The organism is Nostoc sp. FACHB-110 (genome assembly GCF_014697425.1).
Taxonomy (GTDB): Bacteria; Cyanobacteriota; Cyanobacteriia; order Cyanobacteriales; family Nostocaceae; genus Nostoc_B.
Genome location: NZ_JACJRU010000013.1, coordinates 86,860 through 105,230, shown reverse-complemented (window position 1 = coordinate 105,230; position 18,371 = coordinate 86,860). Strand labels below are relative to the sequence as shown.

Annotated in this window: 19 protein-coding genes; 9 read left to right on the top strand and 10 right to left on the bottom strand. The window is 39.8% G+C overall.

Going from position 1 to position 18,371, the window contains the following annotated elements:
- The first annotated feature begins 220 nt into the window (after positions 1 to 220).
- On the top strand, positions 221 to 1,045 hold the full coding sequence (locus H6G69_RS14740) for an arylamine N-acetyltransferase (protein ID WP_190688109.1): 825 nt from the start codon (positions 221 to 223) through the stop codon (positions 1,043 to 1,045).
- A gap of 69 nt (positions 1,046 to 1,114) precedes the next feature.
- On the opposite strand, the gene H6G69_RS14735 is transcribed toward H6G69_RS14740, so the two are convergent.
- Together H6G69_RS14735 and H6G69_RS14730 are read right to left on the bottom strand one after the other, a co-directional pair.
- A complete protein-coding gene (locus H6G69_RS14735; protein WP_190688106.1) occupies positions 1,115 to 1,318 on the bottom strand; it encodes a hypothetical protein in 204 nt (67 codons plus the stop codon).
- Between the two features lie 21 nt (positions 1,319 to 1,339).
- Positions 1,340 to 2,365, bottom strand: a complete 1,026-nt coding sequence (locus tag H6G69_RS14730) for a hypothetical protein (protein ID WP_190688103.1) — start codon at positions 2,363 to 2,365, stop codon at positions 1,340 to 1,342.
- A 529-nt stretch (positions 2,366 to 2,894) separates the two neighbouring features.
- On the opposite strand from H6G69_RS14730, the gene H6G69_RS33900 reads away from it, so the two are divergent.
- Positions 2,895 to 3,272 (top strand): TRADD-N-associated membrane domain-containing protein, encoded by a 378-nt coding sequence (locus tag H6G69_RS33900; protein WP_242072065.1) that lies wholly within the window; start codon positions 2,895 to 2,897, stop codon positions 3,270 to 3,272.
- 315 nt (positions 3,273 to 3,587) lie between these two features.
- On the opposite strand, the gene H6G69_RS14720 is transcribed toward H6G69_RS33900, so the two are convergent.
- Positions 3,588 to 4,976 (bottom strand): 1-acyl-sn-glycerol-3-phosphate acyltransferase, encoded by a 1,389-nt coding sequence (locus H6G69_RS14720; protein ID WP_190688101.1) that lies wholly within the window; start codon positions 4,974 to 4,976, stop codon positions 3,588 to 3,590.
- 934 nt (positions 4,977 to 5,910) lie between these two features.
- Between H6G69_RS14720 and H6G69_RS14715 the strand changes: the two genes are divergently transcribed.
- Complete coding sequence (locus tag H6G69_RS14715) at positions 5,911 to 8,196, top strand: amylo-alpha-1,6-glucosidase (RefSeq protein WP_190688098.1); 2,286 nt, start codon at positions 5,911 to 5,913, stop codon at positions 8,194 to 8,196.
- A gap of 122 nt (positions 8,197 to 8,318) precedes the next feature.
- Here H6G69_RS14715 and H6G69_RS14710 read toward each other — a convergent pair whose 3' ends face one another.
- On the bottom strand, positions 8,319 to 8,633 hold the full coding sequence (locus H6G69_RS14710) for a DUF2973 domain-containing protein (protein WP_190688095.1): 315 nt from the start codon (positions 8,631 to 8,633) through the stop codon (positions 8,319 to 8,321).
- 254 nt (positions 8,634 to 8,887) lie between these two features.
- Complete coding sequence (locus tag H6G69_RS14705) at positions 8,888 to 9,205, bottom strand: DUF2605 domain-containing protein (RefSeq protein ID WP_190688093.1); 318 nt, start codon at positions 9,203 to 9,205, stop codon at positions 8,888 to 8,890.
- Between the two features lie 367 nt (positions 9,206 to 9,572).
- Here H6G69_RS14705 and thrS point away from each other — a divergent pair, with 367 nt between their 5' ends.
- From thrS to H6G69_RS14690, 3 genes are all read left to right on the top strand, one after another.
- Positions 9,573 to 11,414: a threonine--tRNA ligase gene (gene thrS / locus H6G69_RS14700; RefSeq protein ID WP_190688090.1), complete on the top strand. Its 1,842-nt coding sequence runs from the start codon at positions 9,573 to 9,575 to the stop codon at positions 11,412 to 11,414.
- A 168-nt stretch (positions 11,415 to 11,582) separates the two neighbouring features.
- Positions 11,583 to 12,071 carry a PIN domain-containing protein gene (locus tag H6G69_RS14695; RefSeq protein WP_190668383.1) on the top strand — a complete coding sequence of 163 codons (489 nt, stop codon included), beginning with the start codon at positions 11,583 to 11,585 and terminating at the stop codon, positions 12,069 to 12,071.
- 3 nt (positions 12,072 to 12,074) lie between these two features.
- Positions 12,075 to 12,281, top strand: coding sequence for a hypothetical protein (locus tag H6G69_RS14690; RefSeq protein WP_190688088.1), 207 nt, complete (start codon positions 12,075 to 12,077; stop codon positions 12,279 to 12,281).
- Here H6G69_RS14690 and H6G69_RS34670 read toward each other — a convergent pair.
- The 4 genes from H6G69_RS34670 to H6G69_RS14670 are packed head-to-tail and all read right to left on the bottom strand — an operon-like array spanning position 12,278 to position 13,368.
- On the bottom strand, positions 12,278 to 12,421 hold the full coding sequence (locus H6G69_RS34670; protein WP_313950983.1) for a hypothetical protein: 144 nt from the start codon (positions 12,419 to 12,421) through the stop codon (positions 12,278 to 12,280). The genes H6G69_RS14690 and H6G69_RS34670 overlap by 4 nt on opposite strands.
- On the bottom strand, positions 12,402 to 12,587 hold the full coding sequence (locus tag H6G69_RS14680) for a hypothetical protein (protein ID WP_190688084.1): 186 nt from the start codon (positions 12,585 to 12,587) through the stop codon (positions 12,402 to 12,404). Before H6G69_RS14680 ends, H6G69_RS34670 begins: the two co-directional genes overlap by 20 nt.
- A gap of 23 nt (positions 12,588 to 12,610) precedes the next feature.
- Positions 12,611 to 13,117: a DUF29 domain-containing protein gene (locus tag H6G69_RS14675; protein ID WP_199335999.1), complete on the bottom strand. Its 507-nt coding sequence runs from the start codon at positions 13,115 to 13,117 to the stop codon at positions 12,611 to 12,613.
- Between the two features lie 26 nt (positions 13,118 to 13,143).
- The gene (locus tag H6G69_RS14670; RefSeq protein ID WP_190688078.1) at positions 13,144 to 13,368 is read right to left on the bottom strand and encodes a hypothetical protein; all 225 of its coding nucleotides are present in this window, start codon (positions 13,366 to 13,368) and stop codon (positions 13,144 to 13,146) included.
- Positions 13,369 to 13,485: 117 nt separating this feature from the next.
- On the opposite strand from H6G69_RS14670, the gene thrB reads away from it, so the two are divergent.
- From thrB to H6G69_RS14655, 3 genes are all read left to right on the top strand, one after another.
- Positions 13,486 to 14,400, top strand: a complete 915-nt coding sequence (thrB, locus tag H6G69_RS14665; RefSeq protein ID WP_190688075.1) for a homoserine kinase — start codon at positions 13,486 to 13,488, stop codon at positions 14,398 to 14,400.
- A gap of 75 nt (positions 14,401 to 14,475) precedes the next feature.
- Positions 14,476 to 14,985, top strand: a complete 510-nt coding sequence (locus tag H6G69_RS14660; RefSeq protein WP_190688073.1) for a hypothetical protein — start codon at positions 14,476 to 14,478, stop codon at positions 14,983 to 14,985.
- 301 nt (positions 14,986 to 15,286) lie between these two features.
- Positions 15,287 to 16,900 (top strand): NAD(P)H-quinone oxidoreductase subunit 4, encoded by a 1,614-nt coding sequence (locus H6G69_RS14655; protein ID WP_190688070.1) that lies wholly within the window; start codon positions 15,287 to 15,289, stop codon positions 16,898 to 16,900.
- A gap of 215 nt (positions 16,901 to 17,115) precedes the next feature.
- Here H6G69_RS14655 and miaA read toward each other — a convergent pair whose 3' ends face one another.
- On the bottom strand, positions 17,116 to 18,006 hold the full coding sequence (miaA, locus tag H6G69_RS14650) for a tRNA (adenosine(37)-N6)-dimethylallyltransferase MiaA (RefSeq protein ID WP_190688067.1): 891 nt from the start codon (positions 18,004 to 18,006) through the stop codon (positions 17,116 to 17,118).
- Positions 18,007 to 18,371: the final 365 nt, after the last annotated feature.

Sequence of the window (18,371 nt, the reverse complement as noted above, 5' to 3'; positions counted from 1 at the left end):
ATTTCTTTACATTCCTTCAGCAAACTTTGAACTGCTCCATAGCTGTTGTTACTGAGATGATTGGTGAAGTCATTAATTGTTAGTTTAGAGATGGTACTTTGGTATAACTCAGGATGCTATGTGGCTAGTAAAAAAAGGCAAAAGTAAACCACAAGCCGTTTAGCAATTCCAGATAGTCTGTGTATTTACGCCAACCTGTACTAGTTTTCAGGAGAGAATTTTGGAACAATTATCGGATGCAGTAGATTTAAATGCCTATTTTCATAGAATAGGCTATGGTGGCGATCGCTGTGCTACACTCCAAACTCTACAAGCAATTCACTTATGTCATACCAAGACGATTGCGTTTGAGAATCTGACTCCACTGCTCAAACAGCCTGTGTCCTTGAATCTCCAATCCTTAGAAAAAAAATTAGTGTATCAAGGACGTGGTGGCTATTGTTTTGAGCAAAACTTATTACTGCGTTCAGTCTTGATAAGTCTCGGTTTTCAGGTAAAAAACTTAGCAGCCCGTGTGCTGTGGAACCGTCCAGCAGGAACAATTAGTCCTCGCTCTCATATGTTGCTTTTAGTAGAGATGGAGGAAGGAAAATACATTGCAGATGTAGGGTTTGGCGGATTAACACTCACTACACCGCTATGTTTGCTCCCAGATGTAGAACAGAGTACATCCCATGAAAATTTTAGATTGATGATGAGCGATCGCAGCTACATCATGCAGGCATATATTAGTCAAGAATGGAAATCACTTTATAGTTTCGATTTACAAGAGCAACAAATCGTTGATTATGAAGTAAGTAATTGGTATGTTTCCACTCATCCAAACTCACCTTTTGTCAACACACTTATGGTTGCTAAAGCAGATGTTAATTGTCGATACACACTGCAAAACAACAAACTTACAACCCATTATTTGGATGGTCAAAAACATCTAAGTATACTCAATAATGTGAAAGATTTACGTACCGCACTAACAGAAATATTTTGCTTGAGCTTAACTGAAATTCCAGATTTGGATAATGCATTACAAAAGTTAGTTGAGTAGATGCTTACTCAATTATTTCAAATTAGCTGAATCGTTTCTAATTTCATCAAAATGCTTGTTTAATGTTATTTAAATTTGAAATTTATTTTTGATATCGTCAATATCAGGAACAAGTTTGGCAAAAATTAGCTTTTGTGCAGGTGATAATTCACTAATATTTTGGTAATTTACTATTACCTTACTATCCCAGGTAAGACAACTCATAAATATGCCTACAAAAAATAGCTTTAAGGCAAATTTATAACTTACAAAACATTGGCTTTGGACTTTCATTGCTTGACTCTCTAGTTAATATTATTGTACAGTTGGAATTGCTAGTAAATCATCAAGTTGATTACGCCACCACTCATCAAGGTCATCATCTAATACAGATACTGCTTCTTTGAGAAGATTATCTCGATATTTGTGAAAATTTGACTCTGATTGAGCAGCAATTTGTTTAAATTCATAAAAAGCTAACTTAGCTCTAGAAATATAAGCAGGTTGATTTTTACTAAAGGTAAGTAGTAAATCTACTATATTCCATGCAGGTATCACATTTAAAAATCTAGCAGACGTACTTGCTTGTTTGAAAAAATAAATAGCTGATTGTACATATAACTCCTTATATTCTCTTTCTGCCATTTCTTGAAAAATTAAACCCATTAAGTTATAAGAATCAACCTTTACCTCATCTTTAATTGAATTGCTGAGAACGAAAGTACACATTATCTGGCAATCTTCAATTAATTTAATTTGATAATAGCAAAGAGCAATTTTATTTAAAACTCCTAAACAGGATGTATCAAGTAATACTGCTTCTTTATATGATTGAATAGCAGCGCGATAATCTTTGGCTTTATATTTGTAATCTCCATAGTCAATTATTACATTTATATTTACTGGAATTTCTTGATAATTATCTTTATCTATTTGTTTTAACATCTCCTGTTCAATTAGGTTTACTATATGCGTAGCCCTTAAGTCAGCTTCTATATTTGATAGCCAGTTATTCTCTTGGTTAGTAAATACTTTTTTCTCTTTTCTATATTGTAATTCTAGTAAATCAGCCACCTGATTCCATACTATTCTGTCTTCAGATGTTAGTAACTTGAGATATTGATATAATCCCCGACAAAGCTCTGTCCTGACTGCACCTACAGACCAACGAAGACGCAAAGCTATATAGCTAATATTACGACGACAAAGTAATGCACATAAAGATTTTGTTTCAAAATCTGAAAGTGGCGATTTTTTACAACTAGCTAAATCTTCATATAATTTATCTAGATACCAATTGTTTGCAGCTTCGCTTAATTCTGGAAAATCAATAGATGTCATAGACTTTAACCCATACAATATTGTCTTACAGCCAAACTTGCCAAATAATTATCCAGAATTTTACAGCAAGGAAGCTGATATTCACCTATGACTTTAGTCATAATTAAGCATAAAAAGAGCAAACTGGCTTTCACTTTATATTCTGGACTGTTACCTCTGACTTTTACTAATAGATATCTATGACTTTTATCATAGGCTAAATTTTCTTTATGTAGTGCTGAAAATTTTAATAGATAAGAAAAATATATCGAAATTAATTACTTAGAAATTCAACTGATGCTTTATTAGGTAAGAATTTTTGTTACCTAACAAGTTATTAGGTATGGCAGATTAACATAACAATTAATTAGATTTTTAAAATTAGATTAATAAATTATTAGGTTAAATATTTAGTTGCCTATTTGTTTAATAAAAACCTAATAAATTAACTGAAAAATGCTGAATATATATGAGGTGTAGTTAATCAATATCCTGTGTTTAATGTTAATAAGTGCCACTAATTTACTAAAATCAATTTCAGGAGTTAGCCATGAAAAATGTTAGCGATCGCAATTTTCAAAATATCTCAGTCCAAAGCTTAGATTTATCTTTACCTCAGTCTGTATCTACATCTGATGAAACATCAGATTTAATCAACAGTATTGCAGAAGAAGGTCTACGCCAAGCGCAACAGTCTTTTAATATGGCACGTAACAGTTTTATTCTGGCTTTGCTAATGACTGGAGCAAGTGCTATTGTGAGTTTTGTTGGCGTAGCATATTTGTTGTGTGGCAAAGCTTCGGAAGGAACAGTCACTACTGCTGGCGGACTTGTTTCCAGTATGGTATTTGTCCAACTTGCAAAAGATGCTAGTAATCGCCTTGATAAAGCTAATGAACGCCTTGATAAAATTGCCGCAAAACTTTAACAGTAAGAATTCAGCACCCAGGAGTCAGAAGTCATAATTTAGAAGTATATAAATAGAATAAATTAATTTATTCAAATATTCCTCTTCATTTTTTAACCCTTCTGAATCCTGAATTATGGCTCCTGAATACTTATCTTTAACACAAAGAAATAATCAACACATTTTTGTTATTAGAAATATAAATCATGAGTTTTGCAAACAAAACCATTGTGATCACAGGTGCATCCGCAGGAATTGGAATGCTGACGTGCTTTGATCAAGTAACAGAAGTAAAAAGTAGTTTTATACACCTACCCATCAGTGCATTCGCCTAAATTAATTGAGCAAGTTCTCCAATGCTAAATGTAAATCATTGGTTAATGTACTTGCGGCTTGTCTAGCTGCGTGACGGTTATTTTGCGATTTTTCCCAGCGTTCAGTGACAGAGATTGGTTCGCCTATGGTGATTTTTACTTGTCGTAGACCTAAACGGGGTCTTCCGGGTAATGTTGATTCTTTAATTCTCGAAAGCATATCATACATGAGTAAGGCCGTCTCAGCCAACCTTTCACTAGTTGGTTGTTCTTGGAGATAAGTTTCGGTAATGGCGACAAAACTTTCGACTATTCTCATATGCTGCATTCGCAAATCGGCTTCTTCTGCTATCCAATCTGCCAGTCCGCGTTTTAATGGTGGTAGTGCGTGAATATCTGGAATGTCTTCGCGGTAAATGTAATTCCAACCTGCTTCTTCTAAACGGCGACAGCGGTCAATAAAGTTTCCCTGTGCTTGGATGCCAAAATATTGTTCAGCAACTGTTAAGCCTGTATTTAGTAGGCGATGCAGTCTGGTAATTAATGTTTGATCTGGTATTTCTGGCAAGTCTTGATGATAAAAGCGGCGATAAAATTCTTCCATCTCGGTGATGAGATGTTCGCCTAAGCGACAAATGCGTTGATGATATTCTGCTGGGTTATTAATTGCTGAATTGGTAATTGATTGGACTGATAAACCGCTATCAGTTTCTAGTTGATTTAATAACCAATTAAGTTTCACCCAAGGTGGCTGAACGTAACTGTATTGAATAGCTATTGGTAAAATTAAGACTGTTTCTGTGCGGTTGGCTTTTTGTAAGTCTTCCACGCACCAAAAACCCAATTGAGCAACACCAGGTTCTAAGGGACTAACAATGCCACTATGACCATTAGTACCACCTTCTGGAGCCACCGCGATCGGCATTTTGCCATTAGCAAATAAATCTCGCGCTGTTTGAATCGCAACTCGGTCAACTCTTCTACCCCGCCGGACTGGAACACCCCCAACACGCGAAAATAGCCACCCCAACCAATTTCCCGCCCAGAGTGTCATACCTCGTTCGTACATAAAGTAGCTATGAAGTGGTTCGTTTAACTGGATGTTTTGCTGACGCGCTACTTTAGGAAGAATGCGCGACAACAAATAAAGCATACACAAGGGGTCTTCAACTTCTGGGTGGCGAAACGCTAACAAAAACCTGATTTTGCCTGCTTGGAATTGTTGATAGAGTTGGGCTAATCTCTCTGTATTTTCGGCTTCAATTTTGACAATTCCAGCGGTTAACCAAGGTCGAGTGCGAAAACGTAGCACTATTGGTAGTAACCATCGCATCATCTGGAGAGCTAGCGGGTTGAACCGTTGGGGAATAAATTTTAATGGTGGTTGTGTGGAGTGAATCGATTTAGGCAAGCACTTCTCCAGATGTTTTGTTTGCGACTGTACAATATGGATTTTAGGTGATGCTGGGTGCGATCGCCTATCTCATATCCGGGTCATCAGTTATTATTTCCTCACTAATGTGATAGTCCAAGCATCAGTAAATATTGCAAAATTCAACTTTAGTTTAATTTAAGAAAACATTGTTTATTTAATCTACGTATCTGCTTTGATGATTTGAACTTATGGGATTATACGTTTGTAAGTAATTTAAACGTTTTGAAGTTTTTTATGACCTAAAACACACAGCTCTAGAGTTATGAATGGCTTTGATTAGTCTCCATATCTCTAGGGTTTTTTTGTGTCATAAATAATTTTGCTGAGATGGGGAATAGAAGCATTTTTTACATAGTCTATTACCACAAGTCGAATAGTTCACCAAACCAAAATTGCCGTGTAGACCCTAGCAGGGGTGTAGGGAGCAGGGTGCAAGGGGAGAATTTTCTCACAAGTCTAGGTTTTTAACCCAGTGATGAGTAGCGACTCTAAAAATCACTATTTAATCAGAGTTCCATTCCCCTCACACCCTTAAACCCCTACACCCTCAATCAATGTTTTTGGGGCAGAAAGTAAAAAACCTACACCTGTCAGCCTGCCCCCTGCGACCCATTTGTATCAAACTTCAAGTGAAACGGCATAACACTAGTAAGACTTACCTCGTAAATAGATTGATCTTCAAAATAGGGGTTAAAGCTAGTCACACCAGAGTATGTAACAAGATTGATGTAATTTTCCCAAAAACCCTTTATTATCAGCCTTGACTTTAAATTCAGACAATATAAATTTATAAAGATTTGTTAGATTACAACTTGCACCTACTTTTTGTCGGTGCAAGTTGTCAATCTGAAATTTGAAATCTAAAATCCAAAATCTCAAATTATTTGATTTGTACACGGAATATTGCCTGATGACACCGGATTTGCAAATTAACCAGGAAAAAATTTCTTTGGACGGAAAAACTTTTATCCCAGCAGAACAATTACCTATTCCAGAGTGGCCTTGTGTTGTGAGTGAAAGACCACAACCCACCCTCACAGTCAAAGATGATGATTTATTTTTAGTTACAGATACGATGGGGAACATTTCAGGCTGTTCCCTGAATGAGGGCAATCCTAGTATGGGATTGTTTTGTTGTGATACACGATTTCTCAATCGTCTAGAATTACAAATTGAAGGGCACTCGCCTGTACTCCTCAGCAGCACTGCCGAAAAAGGATTTTCCCTATCGGTTTTGTGTACCAACCCCAAAATTGACGATCGCCTCAAAGCCGATACAGTAGGATTACGTAGAGAAATTGTCCTGAATGGCGCATTATTTGAAGAAATAGAAATCGCCAATTACAGCACAACTACCGTTAGTTTTGAACTTAGTATTAGCTTTGATGCAGACTTTGTGGATTTGTTTGAAGTGCGGGGCTATGACCGTGATAAACGCGGTAAAATTTTACGCTTAGTAGAACCAACACCCGAAGAAAACCACACAGTTGATGCGGCTACGGCTGTTTCACCTTACTCTGGTACACACAAAGAAGAATTTTTAACATTAGCTTATCAAGGGCTAGATGGCTTAATCATGGAATCGCGTATCCAATTCCAGCATCGCCTACCAGACTCCTTCAAAGGTTATACAGCCGTGTGGCGGTTAGAGTTAGCATCCCATGAAACTCAAAAAATTGGCTACCGCATCAATTTATTCACTAACAACAACTCTAGTTCTACCGTCAGTGCAGCTTTTACCCTAGGACAAGCCAAAGCCGCAGAATTGATGGAAGAACAACATTGGGTACAACAAACTACCCGTATCACCTCAGACAAAAGCATACTTAATCGCGTCCTTGAGCGCGCTGAACAAGATATGTACTTGTTACGTCAGTCCTTTGGCAAGTACAAGACTGTTTCTGCTGGTGTACCTTGGTTTTCGGCGTTGTTCGGACGAGATTCGATTATTACGGCTTCCCAAACCTTGATGTTAAACTCGCAAATCGCTAAAGAAACTTTGATGTTATTGGCAGAATATCAAGGAAAAGTTGATGATGATTGGCGTGAAGAAGAACCAGGTAAGATTCTGCACGAATTACGTTTAGGAGAAATGGCCCGTTGTCAAGAAATTCCCCATACACCTTATTACGGCACTGTTGATGCTACACCTTTGTGGTTAATACTGTACGCAGAATACTACAGTTGGACGAATGATCACGAAATCTTAGAACAACTTTGGCCAAATGCTTTAGCGGCGATGGAGTGGATTGACCGCAATCTGCCAGATACTGGCTATCTTAGTTACTATCGCCGATCTAAGCGCGGTTTAGCTAACCAAGGTTGGAAGGACTCAGGCGATTGTATTGTTGACCGTAAGGGAGATTTAGCTAACGGCCCGATTGCTTTGTGTGAAGTCCAAGCTTATGTTTATGCTGCTAAAATCCGCCTAGCTGAAATTGCCAGAATGAAGAAGCGCTTAGATTTAGCAGACCGTTGGCAAGAAGAAGCCAAAAATCTGAAGGTGCGGTTTAATCAAGATTTTTGGATGGAAGACCAAGATTTTTGTGCCTTAGCTTTAGATGGCGAGGGCAAACAAGTAGATAGTATTACATCTAACCCTGGTCATTGTTTACACTTGGGCATCTTTACCCCAGAAAAAGCCTACAGTGTGGCCGAAAGGTTACGCGCCCCCGATATGTTTAATGGTTGGGGAATTCGGACTTTAAGCAGTTTATCGCCAGCTTACAATCCGATGGGTTATCACATTGGTTCTGTTTGGCCTCATGATAACTCTTTGATTGCTATAGGGTTGCGATCGCTCGGTTTAATCGATCAAGCTTTGGAACTTTTTCAAGGCATATTCGATATGACAAGCGCGCAACCTTATCAACGCCCTCCCGAACTGTTTTGCGGTTATGAACGCAATGGTGACAATGCCCCTGTACAATATCCCGTTGCTTGTACACCGCAAGCTTGGGCAACTGGTAGTGTCTTCCAATTGCTGCAAATGATTGTTAATTTAGTACCTGACGCGCAAAATAACTGCTTACGAATTATCGACCCCGCTTTACCAGAGTCGATTAATCATCTCTGTTTCCACAATTTGCGAGTAGGCACAACTATTTTAGATTTAGAATTCGAGCGTTCTGGTAATACTACTGCCTGCCGCGTAGCTAAAAAACGTGGCAATCTCCGAGTAGTTATCGAAGCTTAATCAAATAATATGAAGTATTAATGAGGCTAGAGGCTAGAGGTTAGGTGTTAGAAGTTCAAATTTTATACTTTTGTGTTGCTTTAGCTATAAATACCTAGTCGCTAGCCCCTACTCCCTACTCCCTACTTTTCATGATTTTCACTTTTTTGTCCTGGAGAAGCTTCATAAATAGCATCTAACTGTTGCCGAGCATCTTCAACATTAATTGAGCGCATAACCAAAAGTGGTTCTTTAATTAAATTGCCTGCGCTATCTAATAATTCTGGATGGGGTACTTGTTTTTTAGATGAAACATAACCTTGATTACCCATCGCTGAAGTTCTCGCTGGATAACTTCGCTCTCGGTCAAAACTAAACATGATCAAGTTGCGAATTAAATTAGCAACCGCGATACAAGCAAGAACAGTAAAAGCCAGAATGTAAAGTAGGTGCAACATAGGGATTTCCTCCAGGGGCAGCAAGTTTAAAAACCTTATACTGAAAAGCTTCGCTGATGTTGGGAATTGCAGCGGGTGTAAATGTCTAACGCACTTTTTGGTGCGCCTATATGATTTATTTAGAAAAATTTGTCAAGGCTATTCAATCTACGGTAGCATACGATACATTATTTGTTAATAAAAATTTTATTAAGGATTCTATAGTATCTATGCAAATTATTTCCTCTATCGCTAGGAAAATTAGCTGCTTGACTTTATCCTTCTTTTTCTCGATGGAATCTCATAGCTACATTCCAGCATTGTGTCACCAATTGATGCCAAGGAGCTAAAGTTGTCATGTCAATTCCGACTTGTTGATCAGTGGCGGCGAATAGCATCTTTGCTGTGTTTAATTCTGCTTGTGCTTGCTTGACTCGTAACAGCAGGTCAGATTGTTCTTGATGACTCATAAATGAGAGTTGCTCAGTTTCTAAAAGATTGCGCGATCGCCCAAACCAATAGTCAAAGTCTTCTAACAAAGGCTCTAAGACTGTTTTCAGCAACTCAGTCCCTGGTAAATTTGAGTCTTGCATAGCTATGAAGGATACTTCTATTTTTCTTATTAATATTAACATTTTTTACAAAACTTAACATTATTGTATGCTATGTCCCCAGAAAGATAGTAAAAAAAATCTGTCATAATAGTCACGAAATTCAAATTTTAAGAATCAGGGTATGATGTATTTACCCTAAAAAATTTAGCCAAAGACTGTAGATAAAAGAAAACACAGTCTGCAAGCTAAGATTAACTTTCATACTTCAGACTTCACACTTCATACAATGCTAGAGTGCATCCAGGACAGCTAAAAGTCCGTCAAGCTGAAATATAACCCTATGTTATATTTGGGTAAGCTTTTCAGCATTTTAACTAATAAATTACTTTTTGCAATTACTTCGCCAATGGTTCAGCAGCCAATGTCGCCTAATCAAAATCTGCATCAAGCAGCACAACCAGAAAAAATTTCTTTACCCCGTACCAGCGAATCAGAGACTTTAAAAAAGATTCGCCACACAACTTCTCATGTGATGGCAATGGCAGTGCAGAAGCTGTTTCCCAAGGCGCAAGTGACAATCGGCCCCTGGATTGAAAATGGATTTTATTACGACTTCGACAGTCCAGAGCCATTTACTGACAAAGACCTCAAAGCCATCCAAAAAGAGATGGCTAAGATTATTAATCGCAAATTGCCAGTAATTAGAGAAGAAGTCAGCCGGGAAGAAGCCGAACGCCGCATTAAGGAAATCAACGAACCTTATAAATTAGAAATTCTGGCAGATTTAAAAGAACCCATTACTATTTATCACTTGGGTGATCAATGGTGGGATTTGTGTGCCGGGCCTCATGTGGAAAATACTCAAGAATTAAACCCCAAAGCCATAGATTTAGAAAGCGTTGCGGGTGCATATTGGCGTGGGGATGAAACCAAAGCACAACTACAGCGCATTTACGGTACTGCTTGGGAAACTCCAGAACAACTAGCTGAATATAAACGCCGCAAAGAAGAAGCACAGCGCCGTGACCATCGCAAACTCGGCAAAGAATTGGGATTATTTATCTTCTCCGACTTAGTGGGGCCGGGTTTACCATTGTGGACTCCCAAAGGCACTTTATTGCGGAGTATCTTAGAAGACTTCCTCAAGCAAGAACAACTCAAGCGTGGCTATTTACCTGTAGTCACTCCCCACATTGCTAGGGTGGATTTATTTAAAACCTCCGGCCACTGGCAAAAGTATAAGGAAGATATGTTTCCTTTGATGGCTGAGGATGAAGCCGCCGCCGCACTTGAGCAAGGCTTTGTCATGAAGCCAATGAACTGTCCCTTCCACATCCAAATATATAAGAGTGAATTGCGCTCTTATCGGGAACTACCGATGCGCTTGGCCGAATTTGGTACTGTTTACCGCTATGAACAGTCAGGAGAATTAGGCGGTTTAACTAGAGTGCGCGGTTTTACTGTGGATGACTCGCACTTGTTTGTCACCCCAGAACAACTCGATAGCGAATTCCTCAATGTGGTGGATTTGATTTTATCGGTGTTCAATAAACTGCAACTCAAGAACTTCAAAGCTAGACTGAGTTTCCGTGACCCTGCGAGTGATAAATATATTGGTGGCGATGAAGTTTGGGATAAAGCCGAAGGTGCAATTCGCCGCGCTGTTCAACAGTTAGGAATGGAACATTTTGAAGGTATTGGGGAAGCGGCATTTTACGGGCCGAAGCTGGACTTTATCTTTAAAGATGCGTTGGAAAGAGAATGGCAATTAGGAACTGTGCAAGTTGACTACAACTTACCAGAACGTTTTGATTTAGAGTACGTTGCTGAAGATGGTTCGCGCAAACGTCCGGTGATGATTCACCGCGCACCTTTCGGTTCCTTAGAACGACTGATTGGGATATTAATTGAAGAATATGCAGGTGATTTTCCCTTGTGGTTAGCACCTGTGCAAGTGCGATTGCTATCTGTCAGTGATGCACAGCTAGATTTTGCTAAATCTGTAGTGGCAAAAATGCAAGCTTTGGGTATCCGTGCAGAAGTTGACACCAGTGGCGATCGCTTGGGTAAATTAATCCGCAACGCCGAAAAAGATAAAATACCAGTCATGGCAGTGGTAGGTGCAAAAGAAGTGGAAACCAACTCCTTAAGTATTCGTACCCGCGCTTCTGGGGAATTAGGCGCAATTTCTGTAGATGAAGTGATACAGAAATTGCAGGATGCGATCGCTAATTTCGATAACTTCTAATGAAGAGTGCTGAGTTGAAAGTGCTGAGTTAAAAGACCGCCCACACTTCGACAAGCTCAGTGCATCGCAAGGGGCAGGGCATTTACCGGGTACGAAAGTGCTGAGTACTCTTTTTCTTACTCAGCACTCAGCACGGTATGTTATCGATAAATAATTTCAGATATTCCTGTGAGCGAAACTGTTTATATTGAAACTAGTATTTTGGGATATTTAACTGCCAGATCAACAGACAATTTGATTCTGGCAGCAAACATGAAAATTACCCAAGATTGGTGGAATATTCGTCGTAATTCTTTTGTGCTGTATGCTTCTGAGATTGTAGAGGATGAAGCAGCCAGAGGAGATGCAGCGATCGCTGCTCAAAGGTTAAATTTGTTACAATCTCTCCCCTTTCTCGATCTCACAGAAGAAACTAGAGAACTTGCACAGGAGTTTTTACAGCAGAGTAACTTACCACCCAAAGCCTCTAATGATGCTTTACATATAGCATTAGCAACAGTTTATGGTTTGGACTACTTGTTAACATGGAACTGTAAGCACATGGCAAACGCCCAAATCCAGAAAAAATTATCACAAATTAGCTCTGAACTTGGATATGAGTTACCCATCATTTGCACACCTTATGAATTGATGGGATATGACATTGTAGGAGAATAAAATATGTATAAAGATGAAATCCTAGAAGAAATTCACCAGTACAGAGAAGAATACGCTAAATCATTGAACTATAATTTGAATGCAATCTTTAATGATCTACGCAAAAAACAGATAGCTCACGGACATAAAGTTATAAAACTTCCAATTAAGCGACGCTTGGAAACATCATTGCAATCGACACAAACTGAAAACTTGTCTAATAAAGCTTAAAGTATTTTGTGCAGCTTAGAGCAGTCTTTGGCTTTATGCGATCGCTTGGGTAGGTCATAGCGAGACACAATGATAACAGGGCGTGTTTTAGCTGACAGACCTAGATCAATCAGCCAAATATCACCTTGTTTCGGATTCATCAATCAGATCCAATACTTCCTGCTCAACTAGTCTAGAACGAAGAATATCGTGAGCATCTTGGTCTGCTAGTTCAATAATCTCGGTAATGCACTGCCGTACCTGTGTAACAATGTCAGGCTGCCATTGGCGCAGCTTGGTTTCGAGTTCTTGAATTAAAGCATCCATGTCAAGTTTTTACAAAACAATGACTATGATTCTGAAGTGTCTACTAATTCACTCGGATCACCTGGATAAAAGCGATCATCGAAAATTTCAGCTAGAGTATAAAGACAAGTCAGGGGAAATGTCTGTTCTGGTAAATTAGTTTCTCCCATCGCCAAGTCCCTACCATTGTCATACGCTTCTTTTAGTGCATCATCAAGATAAGGTTTTAGACTTGGGTTGTCTTTCAGTAATCGTAAAGTGTCCCGACGCTGAATACGAATTGTTGCTAACCAACTACGGCTGCGATTTTGAGGTTGATACTCCCATTTCAGCAAATGTCCCATTAGCACACTCAATCTGTTACGAAGTTCCTGCCGTTGCTGCTTACCCAAAGATTCAATCTCCTCAATCAGGTTTGGCAGGTCGATTTGATTCCATTGTTTGCTGCGGAGTAACATTGCCTGTTCTTGCGTCCAAGCATAAAAATCTGTTTCGTAGAGATTTAGTCCAGACATTGGAGTTTCTGCCGTTTTTGGGTTGGCTTCAGGCATTTGCATTTATATCCAATAAGTAACAACTACCACTCATCTCGCAACACTTTTTGCATTGCTAGTACATCTCCCTGCCAAACTAAATTACCAGCAATATCAGAAAAATCATAATTAGATTTTTGTGTGCTGTCTGATGTTACCGGACTCAGCACAACCACAATATTTACTTCGCCAGGCGATAGCTGTGTTGAAATGTCAAGATGCAAATGCCCAGAAGCATCAACAGTTGTCGTTAGTTGTAGAACTTCCATATAGGCCCCATTTGTACCCCACATATATCCCATATATATCCCAAATGAGGTGGACAAATGAACAAATCAACCAGTTACATGGGATGCTGGTTGATTGGTTAGGTGAGTTATTTGCAGATGTCTGTTATTTCTTCTGTTACGGTTAATGTCCCCGCTACAACTGCGAATTTGGGGCCAGGTTTTGATTGCATCGGTGCAGCTTTGACGCTTTGTAACCAGTTTAAGTTTACACGCCTAGATGAAGGTGGTTTAACTATTCATGTCACAGGTGCAGAAGCTGAACGAGTGCAAACTGATGAGAGTAATTTACTTTATCAGGCATTTTTGAAGTTTTATCAATATATAGATCAGACACCGCCGCCTGTGAAAATTGAGATTGGTTTAGGTGTACCTCTAGCGCGGGGTTTGGGGAGTTCTGCGACGGCAATTGTTGGGGGTTTGGTGGCTGCGAATCAACTTGCGGGTGAACCTCTATCTCAAGTGCAGGTGATGGAGTTGGCGATCGCAATGGAAGGACATCCTGATAATGTAGTTCCAGCATTAATCGGTGGATGTCGTCTGGCGGCTACTAGTGATGCTGGTTGGGAAATTTGCGATGTTCCTTGGGATAAAAATATTGTCCCAGTGGTGGCTATTCCCAATTTTGAACTCTCCACCTCAGAAGCGCGGCGGGTTTTACCAACTGAATTTAGTCGTGCAGATGCAATTTTTAATACTGCCCATTTAGGTTTATTGTTACGCGGTTTAGAAACTGGTAAGGGAGAATGGTTAAGGGCAGCTTTACAAGACAAGTTGCATCAGCCTTACCGTAAAGCTTTGATTCCTGGTTACGATGTGGTGAATGCGGCGGCGGTGGCGGCTGGTGCATTCGGTATGGTGATTAGTGGTGCAGGGCCGACGCTCTTAGCTTTGGCGGATGCGGCACATTCTCAAGCTGTAGAATTGGCGATGGCTTCAGCCTGGAAAAACGCAGGTATTGATGCCGAAGTGCGATCGCTTGCTTTAGATACCCAAGGCGCAACCCTTCTTTGAAGAAGGCAAAAGGCAAAAGTCAAAAGTCAAAATAAAATTTCATACTTCATACTTCACACTTCATACTTTTTAACTATGGAGCAGATTCAAGTCGAAATAGCAGCACTCAAATCAGAAATTCAAGTTCTTCAGCAAGAACGGGCTGCACTTAATCAAAATAATGGGATATCTGGCGATGATCATTCACCTTCGGCAATTGTTGAGGCGTACCGTCGTCAAGCCAGAGAAAATCCCCAGTTATCAGTGGAACTCAAAGGTATCGATGATGCGATCGCTGCTTTGACAAACCAGCTACAACAAAAACAAGCCGAACTGGCACGTTGGCAAGTTGAATCCAAACAACTGACGATACAGCAGCAACTAGAAGAAGCGAAAAAAGTAGCACAGGTTCACGCCGATCGCGTTAACGAACTAGCAGCAGAATTAGCCGACGAAATCCGTCAGTTAAAAGCCACTGCTGATTATCTCAGTCCTTTATATTGGCAGGTTTACTACAAACCTTTCATTACCGGATTCAAGACCATCTCGGTTCCCTATGTTCGTTCGGATGGGGAAGTTTGGACGATTGTCAACCGTATTGTTTAGCGCACAACCCAATATCTTGAGGGTAAATTTTCCCTTGAGACAGATAATTTATGAAGAAATGTAACGGTGGTATAAGCCACCGTTTTTGTTGACGTTACAAAAATTTATACCTAGAATGGACTAGCCATCAAAAAGGATGAGTATTTATTCCTGTTTATGGTCAAAATCACAGAATTGATAAGTATAGATACTCATCAATAACCAAAATTTAATTTTATGGAGATAAATGACGTTTACAAAAGTAACGATTCCTTAATATAATGTAATTAAAAGCGAAAACAAAAAACGATTGTCAGAAGTGATGAATGCTATGGATTTTCCCTGGCTAACTGCCATAATTGCCTTGCCCTTGGTGGCTGCCCTAGCCATCCCCATAATTCCAGACAAAGAAGGAAAAACAGTCCGTTGGTATGGTTTAGGTGTAGCGATCGCGGACTTTGCCTTAATGATTTATGCTTTTTGGAGTAGCTACGACTTCCAAAGTTCAACTTATCAATTTGTCGAAAAATACTCCTGGGTTCCCCAAATCGGTTTAAATTGGTCTGTAGCAGTTGACGGCTTATCGATGCCCCTCATCTTGTTAACAGGCTTAATCAATACCCTCGCAATATTCGCGGCTTGGAAAGTAACCAACAAGCCGCGATTGTTTTATGGGTTGATGTTGGTGATGTACAGCGCCCAGTTGGGTGTGTTTCTTGCCCAAGACTTGCTCTTGTTCTTCCTGATGTGGGAAATCGAGCTAGTTCCTGTATACCTGTTGATTTCCATTTGGGGTGGTGCTAAACGCCGTTACGCTGCTACCAAATTTATTCTCTATACTGCTGCTGCTTCCATATTTATTCTTGTAGCTGGTTTTGCGATGGCTTTCTCTGGTGACAACTTCACCTTCGACATCGCATCTCTGGGAATGAAACAATATCCTAAAGCTTTTGAATTATTAGTTTACGCTGGTTTCTTGATTGCCTTTGGTGTGAAGTTGCCTATCTTCCCCTTACACACCTGGCTACCCGATGCTCATGGTGAAGCATCTGCACCTGGTTCCATGATTTTGGCTGGTGTGTTGTTGAAGATGGGTGGTTATGCCTTAATCCGCTTCAACATCGAAATGTTACCTAACGCTCATGTTTACTTTGCTCCAGTTTTAGCAATCTTAGGTGTAGTCAATATTGTTTACGGTGCTTGTTGCGCCTTTGCTCAAACCAACCTCAAACGCCGCTTGGCTTACTCTTCTATCGCCCACATGGGGTTTGTGCTGATTGGTTTAGCGTCTTACACAGAAGTGGGTATCAGTGGAGCCGTGTTACAAATGGTTTCCCACGGTTTGATTGCTGCTAGTTTATTCTTCTTATCTGGTGTAACTTACGAACGCACCCACACCTTAATGATGGATAAGATGGGTGGCATTGGTAAAGTAATGCCGAGAACCTTCGCTTTGTATACTGCTGGTGCAATGGCTTCTCTGGCTTTACCCGGAATGAGTGGTTTCGTCGGCGAATTGATGGTGTTCCTCGGTATTGCTACCAGTGATGTTTACAGTTCCAGCTTCAAGATTGTAGTTGTGCTACTGTCAGCAGTCGGCGTGATTTTGACACCAATCTACTTGCTGTCTATGCTGCGTCAAGTGTTCTACGGTAAGCAAAGTGAAGAGTTACATCTAGATGCTGTAGTTCCTGATGTTAAACCTCGTGAGTTGTTTATCACTGCTTCTCTACTACTTCCCATCATCGGTATTGGTTTGTATCCCAAACTAGTAACGCAGACTTATGATGTGAAAACAGTAGAAATTGCGACTCACGCTCGCCAAGTTCTACCAGTTGTAGCTCGTCAACAACCAGCAAGTCTTTACTCTCAAATTTTTACTGCACCAACTTTGGCTAATGCTCAAGTGGAAAGTTTAGTTAATATTTCAAAGTAAAAATAGATTCTCAACAAGGGTGCTAAAAGTAAATTCTAATCTGAGGGGAATATGGGGGTGATTACCAAATCACCCCTTAAATTTTTTAAGTTAAGAGAATAGTAGGTTAAGTGTAGCGATAGCGTAACCCAACAAAGTATGCGTGAATGTTGGGTTCCGTTCCTCCACCCAACCTACACCAGTCTAAGTTGTTGCCTTAACTGAACTGTATTGAGCTATATAAACTCATCAATACGCTGCCAAACTTTTTCTACTAAATCAGGATCATCGGCATTAAACCACTCGATTTGCGGATAGGCTCTAAACCATGTACGTTGACGCTTGGCAAATTGGCGTGTATGCAAAACTGTTAATTCTTTTGCTTCGTTCAAAGAAATCTCATCAGCTAAATATTGCTTGATTTCTTGATACCCCAAGGTGTTTAGCAAAGATAAATCAGCACCGTATTTATGACACAAATATTCCACCTCAGCGACTAAACCATCGGCTATCATTTGTTCAGTTCGCTTGTGAATGCGTGTATCTAATTTTTCAACATCGCAATCTAATCCAATTTGTAGAATTGGATAGTCGGGCGGATTTTCACCTTGTTGCTCAGAGATAGGAATTCCAGTTATATAAAATACTTCTAATGCACGTAAAGTCCGCAAGGTATCGTTGGGATGAATCTTTTGTGCGGCTTTGGGATCAACTTGTTGCAATATGGCATAAAGTTGATTTTGTCCGAGAGATTCTAATTGCGATCGCAACTCATAATTAGGTGCAACTCTGGGAATTTTCATCCCCTGTACAATAGAACGAATGTATAAACCAGTTCCCCCTACTAACAAAATCGGCTCAACGGAAACCGACGCAATTAAAGCCTGTGCTTGCTCTTGATAATCTGCTACCGTCATTGTCTCTGTTGGTTCGCAGATATCTATGAAATGATGTTGTACTAATTTTTGTTGGGCTAAAGTTGGTTTAGCTGTGCCAATATTAAACTCACGATACACTTGACGCGAATCGGCACTTAAAATCATCGTACCTAAGCGCGTAGCTAAACTTAAAGCCAATCCTGATTTACCTGTTGCAGTCGCGCCACAAATCACAATTAATTTAGTCATTAGTCAATAGTCATTCTCCCCTGCGCCTCTGTCTGCTTGTGAAACTGCCTTCAAAACTTTTATGTTACAATCTCGCAGCATGGTAAAACAAATACTCACCCAGAAATAACATCAAGGCTGAATTGTTCCATTACCTTCGCTTCTGTCGTTTTAGAATCAGCTGTCTTTACTCCAAGCTTACGGAGTCTAGAGTCAATCAGTCCATTTTGAAAAACCGAGGCTATTCATACGAAAAACTTATGAGGATACAGCCCCTACATAAACTTCTCACAAAAATGCCCTACAGCCGTCACTAAGGCTTTTGTGTTAGAATTTTGGTGTGTTTTTGCTTTTTTAGCCTTTGGGCGACTTTAACCCCACGCATC

Excerpts from the sequence above, each read along its gene's own strand:
- H6G69_RS14735 (WP_190688106.1), bottom strand. The coding sequence starts at position 1,318 with ATGAAAGTCCAAAGCCAATGTTTTGTAAGTTATAAATTTGCCTTAAAG.
- H6G69_RS14730 (WP_190688103.1), bottom strand. The coding sequence starts at position 2,365 with ATGACATCTATTGATTTTCCAGAATTAAGCGAAGCTGCAAACAATTGG.
- H6G69_RS33900 (WP_242072065.1), top strand. The coding sequence starts at position 2,895 with ATGAAAAATGTTAGCGATCGCAATTTTCAAAATATCTCAGTCCAAAGC.
- H6G69_RS14715 (WP_190688098.1), top strand. The coding sequence starts at position 5,911 with ATGACACCGGATTTGCAAATTAACCAGGAAAAAATTTCTTTGGACGGA.
- H6G69_RS14710 (WP_190688095.1), bottom strand. The coding sequence starts at position 8,633 with ATGTTGCACCTACTTTACATTCTGGCTTTTACTGTTCTTGCTTGTATC.
- H6G69_RS14705 (WP_190688093.1), bottom strand. The coding sequence starts at position 9,205 with ATGCAAGACTCAAATTTACCAGGGACTGAGTTGCTGAAAACAGTCTTA.
- thrS (WP_190688090.1), top strand. The coding sequence starts at position 9,573 with ATGGTTCAGCAGCCAATGTCGCCTAATCAAAATCTGCATCAAGCAGCA.
- H6G69_RS14690 (WP_190688088.1), top strand. The coding sequence starts at position 12,075 with ATGTATAAAGATGAAATCCTAGAAGAAATTCACCAGTACAGAGAAGAA.
- H6G69_RS34670 (WP_313950983.1), bottom strand. The coding sequence starts at position 12,421 with ATGAATCCGAAACAAGGTGATATTTGGCTGATTGATCTAGGTCTGTCA.
- H6G69_RS14680 (WP_190688084.1), bottom strand. The coding sequence starts at position 12,587 with ATGGATGCTTTAATTCAAGAACTCGAAACCAAGCTGCGCCAATGGCAG.
- H6G69_RS14675 (WP_199335999.1), bottom strand. The coding sequence starts at position 13,117 with ATGCCTGAAGCCAACCCAAAAACGGCAGAAACTCCAATGTCTGGACTA.
- H6G69_RS14670 (WP_190688078.1), bottom strand. The coding sequence starts at position 13,368 with ATGGAAGTTCTACAACTAACGACAACTGTTGATGCTTCTGGGCATTTG.
- thrB (WP_190688075.1), top strand. The coding sequence starts at position 13,486 with ATGTCTGTTATTTCTTCTGTTACGGTTAATGTCCCCGCTACAACTGCG.
- H6G69_RS14660 (WP_190688073.1), top strand. The coding sequence starts at position 14,476 with ATGGAGCAGATTCAAGTCGAAATAGCAGCACTCAAATCAGAAATTCAA.
- H6G69_RS14655 (WP_190688070.1), top strand. The coding sequence starts at position 15,287 with ATGAATGCTATGGATTTTCCCTGGCTAACTGCCATAATTGCCTTGCCC.
- miaA (WP_190688067.1), bottom strand. The coding sequence starts at position 18,006 with ATGACTAAATTAATTGTGATTTGTGGCGCGACTGCAACAGGTAAATCA.